The organism is Serinicoccus chungangensis (assembly GCF_006337125.1).
Lineage (GTDB): Bacteria > Actinomycetota > Actinomycetes > Actinomycetales > Dermatophilaceae > Ornithinicoccus > Ornithinicoccus chungangensis.
This window is the reverse complement of record NZ_CP040887.1, coordinates 3,371,124-3,386,285: the sequence shown is the minus strand read 5'-3', so window position 1 is coordinate 3,386,285 and position 15,162 is coordinate 3,371,124. Positions and strand designations below refer to the sequence as shown.

The following is a 15,162-nucleotide window of genomic DNA, read 5'->3' as shown; positions in this document are numbered from 1 at the left end:
GACAGGAGAGGAGACCGACCATGCCCGACGACGAGTTCCTCGTCCGTGACGTGCTCACGGAGGAGCAGCTGGCACGGGTCCAGCGGGCCTTTCGCGCTTTCGAGGAGCAGTATCCCGGTGTCGTCGGGATCAGCCCCAAGGGCGACGGGGTGCGCGGGCAGACCGGTGGACCGGGGGCGGGGGTGTTCGGCATCAGCAGCAGCGGCGCTGGTGTCCAGGGACAGGCGAAGGGGGACCGCCCTGGGGTGTTGGGCCTCAGCGCTCTCGCCCAGGGGGTGTGGGGCGAATCCGTCGCACCCGACCGGTGCGGCGTCGCGGGGGTGGGCAACGCCGGGCACGGCGTGGTGGGCGAGACCCGCAGCGCTGGCCACGCAGGCGTCACTGCCCGGGGTCCGGAGTGGGCAGGCCGCTTCGAGGGCAAGGTGCACCTGCTCGGTGACGTGCGTGCCGACCGCGACCTGGATGTCGCGGGCACCGTCCGGGTGGGCGGCGACGTGGTGCTCCAGGGAGCCGACCTGGCCGAACGCTTCACCGTCGGCGACGACGCACTCGATCCGGGGACGGTGGTCGTGCTCGACGACGGGGACAGGGTGCGCGCCTGCTCGCGGGCCTATGACCCGGGTGTGGTCGGCGTCGTGAGCGGCGCGGGGACGCACCGACCTGCGCTCGTGATGGACGGCGGGCTGGGTGGCGGGGTGCCCGTCGCTCTGACCGGCAAGGTCTGGGTGTGGGTGTGCGACGCGGGCGGACCGGTCCGCCGTGGCGACCTGCTGACGAGCTCACCGGTCACTGGCCGGGCGCAGCGGGCCACCGACCGGCGCCGGAGCCACGGCGCGGTGCTGGGCAAGGCTCTGGACGACCTCGGTGGTGGGACAGCCCTCATCAGAGCCCTCGTGTCCCTCCACTGAGCTGCCGTCGTGCCGCGGTGACCATCTGTGGTGGACGGTCCACGCGGACGCGACGTGTCCGGCATACCCCCTAGGTTGAGGCCATGAGCACCGACACCGGCGACGTCGCCCACCTCGAGGTCCGACCCCTCACCCCCGAGACGTGGCAGGCCTTCGACGACCTCGTCCTGCGGCACAACGGCATCTTCGGGGGGTGCTGGTGCACCTACTTCCAGCCCTCGTGCGCCGACCGGCTGCCCGGAGCCGAGGGCAGCAGGACGATGAAGCGCGAGTACGTCGAGTCCGGGCTCGCGCACGCGGCCCTCGTCATGGACGGCGAGGAGGCGGTGGCGTGGGCGGAGTTCGGCACCCCGGAGGAGCTGCCCAACATCCACCACCGCAAGCAGTACGACAAGGAGAAGGACGCCGACCCCGACTACCGCATCACCTGCGTGTTCGTCGACCGCCGGTACCGTCGCCGCGGTCTGACCGAGGTCGCGATCCGCGGTGCGCTCGACCTGGTCGCGCAGCAGGGCGGGGGACTGGTCGAGGCCTACCCGCACGACCTGACGCACCAGACGAAGAAGATGTCGTCCTCGTTCCTCTACAACGGCACCCGCCGGCTCTACGAGCGTCTGGGGTTCACCTACGTCCGCCCCAAGGGCCTGAAGAACTGCGTGATGTCGATCCGGGTGCCCGCGCGCTGACCAGGAAGAGCGGACGTCACTGGTGCACGTGCGCCCGCTGCCCCTCGCGGTCGAAGATCATGACGAGCTCGGCGGGGCCGTCCACGGCGCGGATCGCGTGCGGGGTCATCGTGGAGAACTCGGCCGCCTCCCCGGTGTCGACCTCGATCTCGCGGTCCCCGAGCAGCAACCGCACCCGCCCCTCGATGACGACGAACCAGTCGTGCCCGGGGTGCACCCGCTGGTCGGGGTCGCGGGTCGAGGGCTCGAGGCGCATCTTGATCGCCACGGTGCGACCGTCGGGGCGGCTGAGCGGCCACGTCGTCTGACCCCCGCAGGTGTGCGGGGAGGGCCGGATGACGACGTCGTCGTCCCCCGGGCGCTCGAAGAGGGCGTCGAGGCTCACCCCCAGCGCCTGGGCCAGCGGCACGAGGACGTCCAGCCCGAGGGTCCGCCGTCCGGTCTCGATGCGGCTGATCGTCGAGGGGCTGAGGTGCGTGCGCTCGGCCAGCTCCTCGAGCGAGTAGCCCAGCGTGGTGCGCAGGCTGCGCAGCCGGGTGCGGGCCAGCGTCTCGACGTCGGTGGTGGGGCTCATGCCCCCAGCCTGCCGAGAGATTGCGAATTCTGCAAACTGGCTCCCGCATCGTGCATGGACGGGCTAGCGTGGTGAGCATGACGAGGCACGACGACTCCCACGACCACGACCACGACCATGGCTCCGGACCTGTCCTGGAGCGCCAGTGCGACGTCGCGGTCGTCGGCGGCTCGGCCGCCGGCCTGGCCGCAGCGCTCCAGCTCGCCCGCCAGCGTCGGACCGTGATCGCCGTCGACGACGGCACCCCCCGCAACGCCCCCGCAGCCCACATGCACGGCTACCTCGGGCGGGAGGGTGCACCGCCCTCCGAGCTGGTGGCCGTCGGCCGGGAGGAGGTGCGCGGCTACGGCGGCGAGGTGCTCACCGGCCGTGTCCTCGCGGTCCGTCCCGCGCAGGACGGGCGCTTCCGCGTCCAGCTGAGCGGCGGGCACGCCCTCCTGGCCCGACGCGTGCTCGTGGCGACCGGCATCGTCGACGAGCTCCCCGACATCGAGGGCGTCGCGCAGCGGTGGGGACAGGACGTCATCCACTGCCCGTTCTGCCACGGGTACGAGGTGCGCGACCAGCGCCTGGTCCAGGTGGTCACCCACCCGATGGCCCTGCACCCCACCGCGCTGCTGCGCCACCTCACCGACCGGCTGACCGTCGTGCTCCACGACGTGGCCGGGGTCGACGAGGCGGCGCTCGAGGCCCTCGAGCAGGCCGGCGTGCCCGTGGTGCGCACCGACGTCCGCCGGGTGACCGTGGGGCCGACCGGCTCCGTCAGCGGCGTCGAGCTGGTCGACGGTCGCGCGCTCGAGGCCGACGCGGTGATGGTCGGCACCCGCTTCCGCGCCCGGGTCGAGGCCCTGGCCCCCCTCGGGATCGAGGCGAGCGCCCACCCGAGCGGCCTGGGCGAGGTGCTGCAGGTGGACCCGATGACCGGGCAGACCGCCGTGCCCGGGGTGTACGGCGCCGGCAACCTCACCGACCCCTCGCTGCAGGTGCTGCCCGCGGCCGCCCACGGCAGCCGGATCGGCGCGATGATCGCCTTCAGCCTGGCCGAGGAGGACCTCCGCTCCGCGCAGCGCACCGCGGGCGAGGAGGGTGACTGGGACGCGCGCTACGGCACCGGCGAGCGGATGTGGAGCGGCAACCCCAACGGCACCCTCGTCGCCGAGGTCGAGGGTATGCCGCCCGGCCGGGCCCTCGACGTCGGCGCCGGTGAGGGTGGTGACGCGCTGTGGCTGGCCGAGCGGGGCTGGGACGTCACCGCCACCGACATCTCCGGAGCCGCGCTGGCGCACGTCGGCACCGAGGCGGAGCGCCGCGGGCTCGAGGTGACCCTGCTGCACCGGGACGTCAACACCCCCGGTGCCTTCGGGGCCGGCACCTACGACCTCGTCTCGCTGCAGTACGGCTCCTTCCTGCGCACGCCGGAGCAGCGGGGGCTGCGCACGCTGCTCGGCTCCGTCGCCCCCGGCGGCACGCTGCTCGTCGTCGGCCACGACCTCACCCCCCTGCGCGACCCGGTCGACCCGGCGGAGCAGACCCGGATGTTCGACCCCGGCGCCTACGTGGGCGTCGAGGAGGTCGCCGCCGCCCTGGAGGCCGAGGCCGGGTGGCGGGTGGAGGTGTGGGAGACGCGGCCCCGCCCCGCCGGTGCCGCCTCGACCCACCACGTGGACGACGTCGTGCTGCGGGCGGTGCGGGAGGGCTGACGCGGGAGCCGCTCAGGCCGGCACGCTCACCACCTGGACGCCGGACTCGCGGAAGGGGTCGAGGCGCTGCGGGTCCTCCTCGTCGGTGACGAGGGTCCAGCCCGGCGGCAGCTGGGCCCAGGCGGGCACCGCCTCGACGGCGAGCTTGGCCGCGTGTGCCAGGACGACGGCGCGCCCCGCGTGCCGTGCCGCCATCTCCTTGGTCGCCGCCTCCTCGAGGGTCGGCTCGCCCACCCCGCGCGACGGGTGGACCGCGTCGCAGCCGAGGAAGGCGACGTCCACCGCGAAGCGCTCGAGCGTGAAGAGGGTGACGGCGCCGGCGAGGCCGTGGCTCGAGGGCGAGACCGCTCCTCCGACGACGATGACGTGGACCGGGCTGTCGGCGAGCATGAGCCCGATCTCCAGGCCGCGGGTGAGGACCGTGAGGTCGCTCCGGTCGCGCAGGTGCTCGACGAGCTGGGCGCACGTGGAACCGGCGTCGACGAAGATCGTCGACCCCTCCTCCACCCAGGGTGCCGCTGCCGCACCGATGCGCGCCTTGGCCGCGACCTCGATCCGCATCCGCTCCCCGAGCCGGGTCTCGCGGTAGGGCCCGGACGGCCGCGCGCCGCCGTAGGTGCGGTCGATGTGACCCTCGGCCTCCAGCGCGGCGAGGTCACGCCGGAGGGTCGACTCGGACACCTCGACCGCCAGCGCGAGGTCCTCGACCCGGGTGACGCCGGAGCGCAGCAGGGCGACGATCTCGCGCAGCCGCTGCCGGCGGCTGCGCTGCGTCACCCCGGAGGTCTGGCCCATGCTCTCGTCCCCGCCCTGTCTGCCGTTGCTCGTCACCCCGTCAGCGGGGGAGGTACTCCTCCCGGATGCCCGCGACGAACGGAGCGTAGTCGACCGCCGCGAGGTAGGCCGAGCGCATGGTGCCGTGGTCGGCCGTGCCCTGGCCGGCGATGTCGAAGGCGGTGCCGTGGTCCACGGACGTGCGCAGCACGGGCAGCCCGACGGTGACCGAGATGGTGCCGTCGAAGTCGTAGGTCTTGGCGGCGATGTGGCCCTGGTCGTGGTACTGCGACAGCACCCCGTCGTAGCGCCCGGTGAGCCCGTGGTGGAAGACGGAGTCGGCGGGGATGGGGCCGGCGACCTCGAGACCCCGCTCCTTGACCGCGGCCACCGCCGGGCGGAGGATCTCGATCTCCTCGTCGCCGAAGGCGCCGTTCTCCCCGCCGTGCGGGTTGATGGCGGCGGTCGCGAGCCGCGGGTTGTCGACGCCGAAGACCTCGAGGGCACGGTGCGCCCGCACGATGGAGTCCACCTGCGAGTCCAGCGTGATGGCGTCGAGGGCCTTGCGCAGCGACAGGTGCCGCGTGGCGAAGAAGATGCGCAGGTGGTGGGCCCCCTCCGCGTCGTCACGGACCACGAACATCGTGTCCTGCTTGGTCACCCCGGTGAGCTCGCCGAGCATCTCGGTGTGGCCCAGGTGCTTGCTGCCGGCCTCCCAGATGGCCTCCTTGTTGATGGGACCGGTGACGATCCCGGAGATCTGCTCGTCCATGGCCGCCCGGGTGGCGACCTCGATGGCGGTGATCGCGGCCCGGCCGGCCCTGCCGTCGACGGACCCCCACTCCGGCATGTCGCCCTCGAGCACGCCGATGTCGAAGACGTCGATGGTGCCCTCGCCGGCGGACGGCGTGCTCCAGTCGGACACCACCCGGACCTCGACGTCCAGGCCGAGGACCTCCACCGCCCTCTCGAGGGCGACGCGGTCGCCGACGGCGATCCCGTGGTGGTCGGGGGTGCCGGCGAACTCGGCCAGGGTCGAGGCGGTGATCTCCGGGCCGATGCCCACGGGGTCACCGACGGTCAGTGCGAGGACCGGGGTGGTGCTCATGCGAACTCATCTCCTTGGGTGCAGTGGTGCCGTATGCGGTGGTGCCGGGTCGTCGTGGTCGTGGTCGTGGTCATCGTCTCGCGCGTTCGTGCGAGGTCGCGGTGCGGACCGAGCGCAAGCGGTCCCGGGCCATCCCGGCGAGCCGGTCGAGGCACAGCAGGGCGGTCTCGGCGTCGCCGACCAGCCCTCCCTTGGTCACCATGGGCAGGCCCGCCCAGGGGCCGGAGACGATCTCCCCGGCGACCGCGAGGGGGACGACCTCGTCCTCGATCTCCAGGCCCTGGCCGTCGACCTCGTGCAGGACCGCGGCGGTGATGTCCCCGCCGGTCGTGTAGAGGCCGTCGACCCGTGTCTCCTGCAGCGCGCGCCGGGTGATCCGGCCGAGCGCGGCGGGCAGGGCCTCCCCCTCGTCGGCGGACAGCGGGCGCAGCTCGCGGGCGTCGAGCACCGTGGCGAGCAGGACGACGGCCCCGGGCTCGGCCTGCTCCAGCTCCTCCACCAGCAGCGGCACCGTCGCGTCCACGTCGGGCACGACCGAGTCGTCCAGGGTCCGTGGCCGCACGACGCGGCAGGGGCGGTCCGTGATGAGCCGCTGCAGCTGGGTGCGGGTCAGCTCGGTCGCCGAGCCGGACACCGCCAGCAGCGGCCCCGACCTCGAGTGCTCGGGCAGCCCCATCGCCGACGCCATCGCCACCGCGCCCGGCCCCGGGTCCACCGTGACCCAGAGGATGTCGTCGGTGGAGGCGGTGGCCGCCGTCGCGACGCGGTCCAGGTGCTCCACGGTCATCGCGTCGGCGACGACGACGTCGACCTCGTCGGTCACCAGCTCGCGCAGCCCGGCGACGAGCTCCTCCTGCGACCCGGTGACGAGGCGCAGCGGCAGGTGGCGCACCCGCAGGTCGGTCGAGCGAGAGAGCACCTCCGCCACGTCCGAGGTGTCGACCGGGGCACGGGGGTCGTGGGCCAGCTCGGTGCTCTCCAGGCGCATGCCGCGCAGGAGCTGGTGGCCCTCGACGGTGACCCGGTCGGCGCTGGGGTGCGCGGGCAGGCAGAGCGCCACGACGCGACGGTCGGAGACCTCCCGGGCGACGGTGAGCATCGCCTCCGTCGCGACCCCGACGTTGCCGCGCAGCGTCGTGTCGATGCGCGTGCTCAGCAGCTCGACCGGCCACCCGGCCCGCACCACGTCCCCCACCCGCTCGCGCACCTCCGCCGCGGGGGCGTGCCGCGACTCGGTCGTGACGACGATGACGTCGAAGCAGGAGTGGAACTCGGCGATGGTCCCCGCCGGGTCGGTCTGCCCGAGGGTCACGGCGCGCATACCCGCCCGGGCGAACCCGGCCGCGCAGGCGTTCGCCCCGGTGAGGTCGTCGGCGACGACGAGGACGCGGGCCACCGGGTCAGCCCATGATGAGGTTGAGCACGAAGAGCAGCGGGATCGACCCCGCCCACACGGCCGTGGTGATGCCGGACCAGCCCTTGAGGGCCGCAGTCCCCTCTAGGCCGGTGAAGCGGGTGACGACCCAGAAGTAGGAGTCGTTGAAGTAGCTGAAGACCATGGAGCCGGCCGTGCACGCGAGCACCGCGACGACCGGGTCGACCCCGAGGGTGTCGACGAGGGGCGCGGTGACCGAGGCGGCGGTGATCATGGCGACCGTGCCGGACCCCTGGGCGATGCGCACGACGGTGGCGATGACGAAGGGCACCAGGAACGCCGGGAGCGCGGTGGAGGCGATGGCCTCCGCGAGCGCGTCGCCCACGCCGGAGTCGCGCAGGACCTGGCCGAACGCCCCGCCGGCACCGGTGATGAGCAGGATGAGACCCGCGGACGCCGCCGCCTCGGCCAGCCAGCCCTGCACCTTGCTCCGCGGGGTCCAGCGGGGCAGCAGGACGTAGACGGCCAGGATGGCGCCGATGACGAGGGCCACGACCGGGTTGCCGAGGAAGGCGAAGGGCGCCGTCCACCCGCTGGCCTCGTAGTCGCCGGAGAGCGCCCCCTGCTGGTTCCGGTCGACCGCCGCGGTCACGGTGTTGGCCACGATGAGGGCGAGCGGGATCGCGAGCGGCAGGGAGCCGAGCAGGGCGCCCACCCGGCGGTGCTCCTCCCCGGCGGGGGGCTCGCCGAAGTAGGTCTCCGGGTCGTAGGTCTGGACGTCGTGCTCGGTCTCGTCGGTGGCCTCGGCCCCGTGCTCACCGGCGGACCCACCCTGCGCACCGGTGCGGGTGGTGCGGCGTCCGCCGGCACCGACGGCGGCGAGGTGCGGGTAGACCACGTCCCGGACCTCGGGCACGATCTTGTCCTCCAGCGTCGGTCCGATCCAGCGGGCGTAGACCACGACCACCGGCAGCAGGATGACGGTGAAGACCAGACCGGTCACGATGACCAGGCCGAGGTCGGCGCCCAGGATGCCGGTGGCCGCGAGCGGGCCGGGGGTGGGCGGGACCATGTGGTGGGTGAGCGTCATCCCGCAGCCCAGGGCCAGGGCCAGGGCGACGTAGCCGCCGCGCTTGACCCGCGCGATGGACCGGGCCAGGGGGTTCATGATGACGTAGCCGCTGTCGCAGAAGACGGGGATCGAGACCAGGGACCCGACGGACCCGAGGGCCCACTCCTCGCGACCGCGCCCGAAGGCCTTGAGGAAGGCCCGGGCCAGCGCGTCGGCCGCACCGGAGACCTCGAGGATCTTGCCGATGGCCACCCCCAGGCCGATGACGATGCCGATGTTGCCGAGGGTCGTGCCGAAGCCTGTCGTGATGGACCCGACGATGCCGGTCAGCTCCTGACCGGCCAGGATCCCGGTGACCACGCAGGCCACGAGCAGGGCGATGAAGGCATCGAGCCTGGTCCGCAGGACCAGCACGATGATGGTCGCGATGCCCGCGACGAGCGCGAGCAGCAGCTGAATGTCCACGATGACTCTCCTGGGTGCGCGGGCCCGGGGCGGCGCTGTCCCGGGTGCGCCCGAGTCTGGCAGGCAAGCCTGCGCAGATCAAGCATGAGTGTTGCGCGATCTGAGCACACAAGGATCGCCTGCCGGACCGGCGTCCTGTCTCAGGGCCACAGCAGCACCTTGATCGCGCGGCGCTCGTCCATCGCGGCATACCCCTCCGCGGCCTGCTCGAGCGGCAGCTCGAGGTCGAAGACCTGGCCGGGGTCGATCTCGCGGTCGAGGACCCGGCGCAGCAGGTCGGGGAGGTAGGCGCGGACCGGGGCGATCCCGCCGCGCAGGCCCACGTTGCGGTAGAACATGTGCTCCTGGGGGATGTCGGTGACGTGGGGGACGCCGACCCAGCCGACCATGCCGCCCGGCCGCGCCGACTGCAGCGCCTGCACGACGGAGTCCTGGGTGCCGACGCACTCGAGCACCGCGTCGGCCCCGATCCCGTCGGTGAGGTCCCGCACCGCGGCGACGCCCTCCTCACCCCGCTCGGCGATGATGTCGGTCGCCCCGAACGTCCGGGCGAGCTCCTGGCGGTCGGCGTACCTGCTCATGGCGATGATGCGCTCGGCGCCCATGACCTTCGCGGCCAGCACGCCGCAGAGGCCGACCGCGCCGTCCCCGACGACGACGACGCTGCCGCCCTCGCGCACCTGCGCCGAGACCGCGGCGTGCCACCCGGTCCCCATGACGTCCGAGAGCGCCAGCAGGCTCGGCACGAGGTCGTCGTCGGGTCGGCCGGGGGTCGCGAGGAGGGTCCCGTCGGCGTGCGGGATCCGGACGAGCTCGGCCTGGCACCCGGCGTACCCGCCCCCGTGCTGGCAGTTGGCGTGCTGGCCGACGCGGCAGACGGGGCAGGTGTTGTCGCTGTGCAGGAAGCCGCCGACGACGACGTCACCGACCTGCACGGTCCCCACGGCGGAGCCGGTCTCCTCGACGACGCCCACGAACTCGTGGCCGATCGGCCGGGGCTCGGCGACCTCGGCGATCCCGCGGTAGGGCCACAGGTCGGACCCGCAGACACAGGTGGCGAGGGTCCGGACGACGGCGTCGGTGGGCTCGGTGACCGTGGGGTCCTCGCGCTCCTCGACCCGGACGTCCCCGGGTCCGTGGATGACTGCTCCGCGCATGCTTCCTCCTGGTGGTGGTCGGTACGGGCCGGTCCGGCTGCGCCGTCCGGCCAGGTGGACCGTACCCCGGGCCCGGCGGCCTAGGGTCGGCCCATGACCCCGACCTCCCCCCGTCGCGCGGTCGCCACGGTCGTCGTGGCGATGCTGCTCGGGACCTCGGTGTGGTTCAGCGCCAACAGCGCGGCCGAGGGGCTGCGCGGGGAGTGGGGGCTGGACGCGTCCGGCATCGGACGGCTGACGCTGGCGGTGCAGCTGGGCTTCGCGCTCGGCACCGTCGGCATGGCGATGTCCGGCCTGGCCGACCGCTTCCGCGCCAGCCGGGTCTTCGCGGTCTCCGCCGTCGTGGCGGCCCTCACCAACGCGGGCTTCGCGCTGCTCGCCACGGGACCGGCCGAGGGGATGGTGTGGCGCTTCGTCACCGGTATGGCACTGGCCGGGGTCTACCCCCTGGGCATGAAGATGGTCGTCTCCTGGGACCCCGGCCGGGCCGGCGCGAGCCTGGGCTGGCTGGTGGGCATGCTCACGCTCGGGACGGCGCTGCCGCACGGGATCCGGGCCGTCGGCGTGGGCCTCGACTGGACGCAGGTGATGCTCACCTCCTCGGTCCTCGCCCTGGGCGCGGCGGCGCTCGTCCTGGCCCTCGGGGACGGGCCGCACCTGCCCCGGGCGGCGCCGGGCGGTCTGCGCTGGGGGGCCGTGCTGCGCGCCTTCACGGTGCGCGACTACCGCTCCGCGGCACTCGGCTACTTCGGCCACATGTGGGAGCTCTACGCCTTCTGGACCCTCGTCCCGCTCCTGGTCGCCGACGCCCTCGCGCCGGGTGGCGACGCCGTCCCGGCGTGGTCCTTCGCCGTCATCGCGGTGGGGGCGGCGGGGTGCGTCGTCGGGGGCCGGCTGTCGGCCACCTGGGGCAGCGCGCGGGTCGCCGTGGTCGCGCTCGCGGCCTCCGGGCTGGTGTGCGCGGCATACCCGCTGCTCGTCGCGGGACCGTCCTGGCTCGTGCTCGCTGCGCTGCTGCTCTGGGGCGTCGCGGTCATCACCGACTCCCCGCAGTTCTCCGCCCTGAGCGCGCGGGCCTGCCCGCAGGACCTCGTCGGCAGCGCCCTGGCCATCCAGAACAGCCTCGGCTTCGCCCTCAGCGCCGGGTCGATCCTGCTCGTCTCCGCCACGTACGCCGGTCTCGGGCCCGCGGTCGCGTGGCTCCTGCTCCCGGGTCCGGTGCTGGGGCTGGCGGCGATGGCGCGCGAGCGGCACGCGGCCGCGACGACGAGAACCCGGTGACCCTCCGGACGGCTCGGCCCTACCCTCGGCAGATGTCCTCGCCACCCTTCGTCCCCGCCGGCTTCACCGCTCCCACCACGCTCGTGGTCGGCGAGCTGCGGCTGGAGCCGCTCGGACCGCAGCACCACGAGGCCGACCTCGCCGCGTGGTCCTCGAGCATCGACCACATCCGAGCGACCCCCGGCTACCCCGACGGCGACTGGCCCCCGCCCCAGGGCATGAGCGCGGAGGAGAACCTGGCGGACCTGCGCCGGCACGCCGCCGACTTCGAGGCGGGGCGCGGCTTCACCTACACCGTGCTCGAGGGGGAGGAGGTCGTCGGCTGCGTCTACCTCTACCCGCCCGAGCGGGAGGGCACCGACGTCAGCGTGCAGTCCTGGGTGCGCGCCGACCGAGCGGCCCACGACGGGCCGCTCGCCGACGCCGTCGCGCGGTGGCTGCGCAGCGACTGGCCGTGGTCGGCCTCGGACCGCCACGGTCGGTGACCCCTGCGCACGGGTACCCCCGGGCTCTACGCTGCCCTCGTGCCCACCCCGCGCCCCCTGCCGCGCTACCGCAGCGACCCGACCAAGGTCAGGGTGGACACGCACGGGCCGAGCGGGGTGTCCGTCGTCGTGGACCGGGTCCCTCTTCGTCTTCGGGGCGGTGTACGCGGCGTGGTTCGCCGTCCTGCTGCTGAGGCTGAGCCTGGACCTGGACTGGTGGCACCTGGCCTACCTCGTGGCGTTCTGGGTCATCACGGCCTACCTCGCCCTTCCCCGCCTGCACCGCGTGCTCACACAGATCTACGTGCCGGAGTACTTCATCGGCCGGGTGCGCACGGCCGACGGGCTGCTCGGCGACCCGGTGAACCTCGCGGTCCGGGGATCGGCTGAGCAGATCGACGCCGTCATGCGGCAGGCCGGCTGGGTGGTCGCCGACCCGATCACCGTCCGGACGTCCTGGCGCATCATCACCGGGTCCGTGACCGGACGCTCCTACCCGCAGGCGCCGGTGAGCTCGCTGTTCCTCTTCGGTCGCCAGCAGGACGTCGCCTTCCAGCAGGAGGTCGCGGACAGCCCCGCCAAGCGTCACCACGTGCGTCTGTGGCGCTGCCCCCAGGGGTGGTTCCTCCCCGGGGGGCACCAGGTCGACTGGGTCGCCGCGGGCACCTACGACCGCGCCGTCGGCCTCTCGCTCTTCACCCTGCAGGTCACCCACAAGATCGACGCCGACACCGACGCCGAGCGCGACTACATCGTGGACACGGTGCGGGCCACCGACCTCCCGGTCTCGGTCGACGTCATCGAGGACTTCTCCACCGGCTACCACCACCGCAACGGCGGGGGTGACGCCATCCACACCGACGGCGACCTGCCCGTCCTGGACGTGACCTCCGTGGTCGTGCCTGACCCCCCGCCCGACCTAGAGCCGGACGTCGCGGCGGCGTCCTGGGTGACCCGGAGCAGCGAGGACGACCAGGCCAACAACGCCGTCCCGCCGCGCCCCGCGGTCTTCCTCGTGGCCGTCGGCGCCATCGCCCTGGGGGCGCTGCTGCAGGTCCTCGGCGTGCTCGTCGGCGCGCTGCAGGTGGACCTGGGCGACGGCACCCTGGCCAGCCGCTTCGCCCTGGCCTCGGTCACCGCGCTGGTCCAGGCCGTGGTCCAGGTGCCGATGCTCGTCCTCATCCTGCGCGGGCACGCCTGGGCGCGCTACGTGGTGCTGGCCGGCCTCACCCTGGACGGCGCGATCGCCATGGTCGCCCCCTCCCTGGAGCTGGGTGCCCTCGGGCCGCTGCAGCTGCTCCTGACTTCGACCTCGATCGTGGCCCTCCTCGCCCTCTCCGACCGGTCCGCGTCCCGCTGGCTGGCCGCCCTCCGGGCGGACCGGCGCGCGCGCCGGGCCCGACGGCGCTCGGCCGCCGGAGCACCCGCCTGACCCCGAGCGCCGGAGCGGCGTCGTGGCCATGCCCCTGCGACCCCGGCGTCCCGCATACGGCAGGCTGGGGTCCGTGGCGAGCAACCAGTCGGTCCGGATCCGCAGGGCGGTCGCGCGGTATGCCGCGGGGCACGAGGCCCTGCGCGCCGCGACCGACTCCTACGTCGGGCTCGTCACCCAGCTGCTCGACGACGCCGGCATCAACTACCTCGCGGTGACCGGACGGACCAAGACGGTCGAGTCCTTCGCCGGCAAGGCCGCGCGACGGACCGGGAGCGGCCGGCTGGCCTTCCCCAAGCCGCTCACCGACATCACCGACCAGATCGGCGTGCGGGTCGTCACCTACGTGCAGGACGACGTCGACGCCGTCGCCCAGCTGCTGGACGCCCAGCTCGAGGTGCGTGACGACCGCGACATGGGTCAGGAGACCGCGGCCGAGGGCCGCTTCGGCTACGCCAGCCGACACCTGCTCGTCGCCCTCGACGACGAGCGCGCCCGGGCGGCGGGCATACCGGCCGGTCGACCGGCGTCGGTGCAGATCCGGACCGTGCTGCAGCACGCGTGGGCCGAGTTCGAGCACGACATCCGCTACAAGGGGTCGGTGCCGCAGGAGCACGCCCACGACTTCGACCGCCGGTTCACGCTGGCCGCCGGGCTCCTGGAGCTGGCGGACCAGCAGTTCTCCGCCATCCGCGATAGGCACCGGCAGGCGTTGACGTCCCCGGCCGACGCCCCGGACGACGACCCGCGGATCGGGGCCACCGACCTCGCCGCGTTCCTCGCCGGCCAGTTCGCCGACGCCGGGTGGTCGCGCACCGACCACTACGCCTGGATCAGCGGGCTGCTCCTCGAGCTCGGCGTCACCTCGCTGGCCGAGCTGCGGGAGGTCCTGCGCGTGGTCGACGACACGGCGATCGAGACGCGGATGGGCTACCGCTACCCCCCGGGCGCGGTGCGCCGGCTGGACGACTCGCTGCTGTCGGTCTACGGCGAGCGCTACGTCGGCCTGCACGGCAACGCCCACCGCCAGGAGCTGCTCACGGCCCGGCTGGCGCGACTGCACACCTAGCCCGACCGGGCTGGCAGACTCGCCGGATGCGCGCCATGGTCCTGACCGCCGCCCGCTCCACGCCTCAGGTGCAGCAGGTCCCCGAGCCGGTCGCCCCGCCGGACGGCGTGGTCGTGCAGGTCCATGCGACCGGGCTGTGCCGCAGCGACTGGCACGCCTGGGCCGGTCACGACGACATCGCCTTCCCGCACGTCCCCGGCCACGAGCTGGCCGGCGTCGTCACCGCGGTCGGCGCGCAGGTGCGGCGGTGGCGCGCGGGGGACCGGGTGACGGTGCCCTTCGTGTGCGGGTGCGGCCGGTGCGGGTGGTGCCGCTCGGGCCAGGCCCAGGTCTGCCCGGACCAGCAGCAACCCGGGTTCACCCACGACGGGTCGTTCGCCGAGCTGGTGGCCCTGCACGCGGCCGACACCAACCTCGTCGCCGTACCCCCCACGATCGAGCTGACCACGGCGGCGAGTCTGGGGTGCCGGTTCGCCACGGCATACCGAGCCGTCGTCGACCGGGCCAGGGTGGCGCCGCAGGAGTGGGTGAGCGTCGTCGGGGCCGGCGGGGTCGGGCTCAGCGTCGCGATGATCGCCCGGGCGGTGGGGGCGCGCGTGGTCGCGGTCGACCGCAACCCGCAGGCCCTGGCGGTCGCCGCCGCGCTGGGCGTCGAGCACACCGTGCTCGCCGACGGCAGCGACGTGCCCGCGGCGATCCACGACCTGACCGGCGGGGGCAGCCACGTGGCCGTGGACGCCGTCGGCAGCGAGCAGACCTGCAGCGACGCGCTGCTGGGTCTGCGCCGCCGGGGGCGCCACGTCCAGGTCGGGCTGCTGCCCGGGGTGGTCGGCCATCCCCGGGTGCCCCTGGAGCGTGTCATCGCCTGGGAGCTGGACGTGCTCGGCAGCCACGGTATGCCGGCCGTCGACTACCCGGCGATGCTCGCCCTCATCGAGCAGGGCGCGCTGGTGCCCGAGCGGCTCGTCGAGCGCGTCGTCGGGCTGGAGGAGGCCGCCGAGCTGCTGCCGGTCTTCGACAGCGCCGTCGTCGCCGGCATGACGCTCGTCGACCCCCGTCGCTGACCCCGCAGTCGC

14 protein-coding genes are annotated in these 15,162 nt (G+C 74.0%); 8 read left to right on the top strand and 6 right to left on the bottom strand.

Annotated features, from left to right (window positions below):
- Positions 1–20: 20 nt before the first annotated feature.
- Positions 21–908, top strand: coding sequence for a hypothetical protein (locus FHD63_RS15540; RefSeq protein ID WP_139722841.1), 888 nt, complete (start codon positions 21–23; stop codon positions 906–908).
- Between the two features lie 83 nt (positions 909–991).
- A complete protein-coding gene (locus FHD63_RS15535) occupies positions 992–1,594 on the top strand; it encodes a GNAT family protein (protein ID WP_139722840.1) in 603 nt (200 codons plus the stop codon).
- 16 nt (positions 1,595–1,610) lie between these two features.
- On the opposite strand, the gene FHD63_RS15530 is transcribed toward FHD63_RS15535, so the two are convergent.
- Positions 1,611–2,168, bottom strand: coding sequence for a helix-turn-helix domain-containing protein (locus FHD63_RS15530; protein ID WP_139722839.1), 558 nt, complete (start codon positions 2,166–2,168; stop codon positions 1,611–1,613).
- 77 nt (positions 2,169–2,245) lie between these two features.
- Here FHD63_RS15530 and FHD63_RS15525 point away from each other — a divergent pair, with 77 nt between their 5' ends.
- On the top strand, positions 2,246–3,868 hold the full coding sequence (locus FHD63_RS15525) for a bifunctional NAD(P)/FAD-dependent oxidoreductase/class I SAM-dependent methyltransferase (protein ID WP_139722838.1): 1,623 nt from the start codon (positions 2,246–2,248) through the stop codon (positions 3,866–3,868).
- 12 nt (positions 3,869–3,880) lie between these two features.
- Here FHD63_RS15525 and FHD63_RS15520 read toward each other — a convergent pair whose 3' ends face one another.
- The 5 genes from FHD63_RS15520 to FHD63_RS15500 all read right to left on the bottom strand — a co-directional run bounded on the left by FHD63_RS15520 (position 3,881) and on the right by FHD63_RS15500 (position 9,819).
- A complete protein-coding gene (locus tag FHD63_RS15520) occupies positions 3,881–4,663 on the bottom strand; it encodes a DeoR/GlpR family DNA-binding transcription regulator (RefSeq protein WP_139722837.1) in 783 nt (260 codons plus the stop codon).
- A 40-nt stretch (positions 4,664–4,703) separates the two neighbouring features.
- Positions 4,704–5,750, bottom strand: coding sequence for a 4-hydroxythreonine-4-phosphate dehydrogenase PdxA (gene pdxA / locus FHD63_RS15515; protein ID WP_139722836.1), 1,047 nt, complete (start codon positions 5,748–5,750; stop codon positions 4,704–4,706).
- A 70-nt stretch (positions 5,751–5,820) separates the two neighbouring features.
- Positions 5,821–7,146: a four-carbon acid sugar kinase family protein gene (locus FHD63_RS15510; RefSeq protein WP_139722835.1), complete on the bottom strand. Its 1,326-nt coding sequence runs from the start codon at positions 7,144–7,146 to the stop codon at positions 5,821–5,823.
- A 4-nt stretch (positions 7,147–7,150) separates the two neighbouring features.
- Positions 7,151–8,662, bottom strand: a complete 1,512-nt coding sequence (locus tag FHD63_RS15505) for a GntP family permease (RefSeq protein ID WP_174964952.1) — start codon at positions 8,660–8,662, stop codon at positions 7,151–7,153.
- 140 nt (positions 8,663–8,802) lie between these two features.
- Positions 8,803–9,819, bottom strand: coding sequence for a zinc-dependent alcohol dehydrogenase family protein (locus tag FHD63_RS15500; RefSeq protein WP_139722834.1), 1,017 nt, complete (start codon positions 9,817–9,819; stop codon positions 8,803–8,805).
- A 93-nt stretch (positions 9,820–9,912) separates the two neighbouring features.
- On the opposite strand from FHD63_RS15500, the gene FHD63_RS15495 reads away from it, so the two are divergent.
- From FHD63_RS15495 to FHD63_RS15475, 5 genes are all read left to right on the top strand, one after another.
- Positions 9,913–11,100 carry an MFS transporter gene (locus tag FHD63_RS15495; protein ID WP_139722833.1) on the top strand — a complete coding sequence of 396 codons (1,188 nt, stop codon included), beginning with the start codon at positions 9,913–9,915 and terminating at the stop codon, positions 11,098–11,100.
- A gap of 32 nt (positions 11,101–11,132) precedes the next feature.
- A complete protein-coding gene (locus FHD63_RS15490) occupies positions 11,133–11,585 on the top strand; it encodes a GNAT family N-acetyltransferase (RefSeq protein ID WP_139722832.1) in 453 nt (150 codons plus the stop codon).
- A gap of 160 nt (positions 11,586–11,745) precedes the next feature.
- Complete coding sequence (locus tag FHD63_RS15485; protein WP_139722831.1) at positions 11,746–13,017, top strand: LssY C-terminal domain-containing protein; 1,272 nt, start codon at positions 11,746–11,748, stop codon at positions 13,015–13,017.
- 73 nt (positions 13,018–13,090) lie between these two features.
- Positions 13,091–14,086 carry a GTP pyrophosphokinase gene (locus tag FHD63_RS15480; protein WP_139722830.1) on the top strand — a complete coding sequence of 332 codons (996 nt, stop codon included), beginning with the start codon at positions 13,091–13,093 and terminating at the stop codon, positions 14,084–14,086.
- Between the two features lie 26 nt (positions 14,087–14,112).
- The gene (locus tag FHD63_RS15475; protein ID WP_139722829.1) at positions 14,113–15,150 is read left to right on the top strand and encodes an alcohol dehydrogenase catalytic domain-containing protein; all 1,038 of its coding nucleotides are present in this window, start codon (positions 14,113–14,115) and stop codon (positions 15,148–15,150) included.
- The last annotated feature ends 12 nt before the right edge of the window (positions 15,151–15,162 follow it).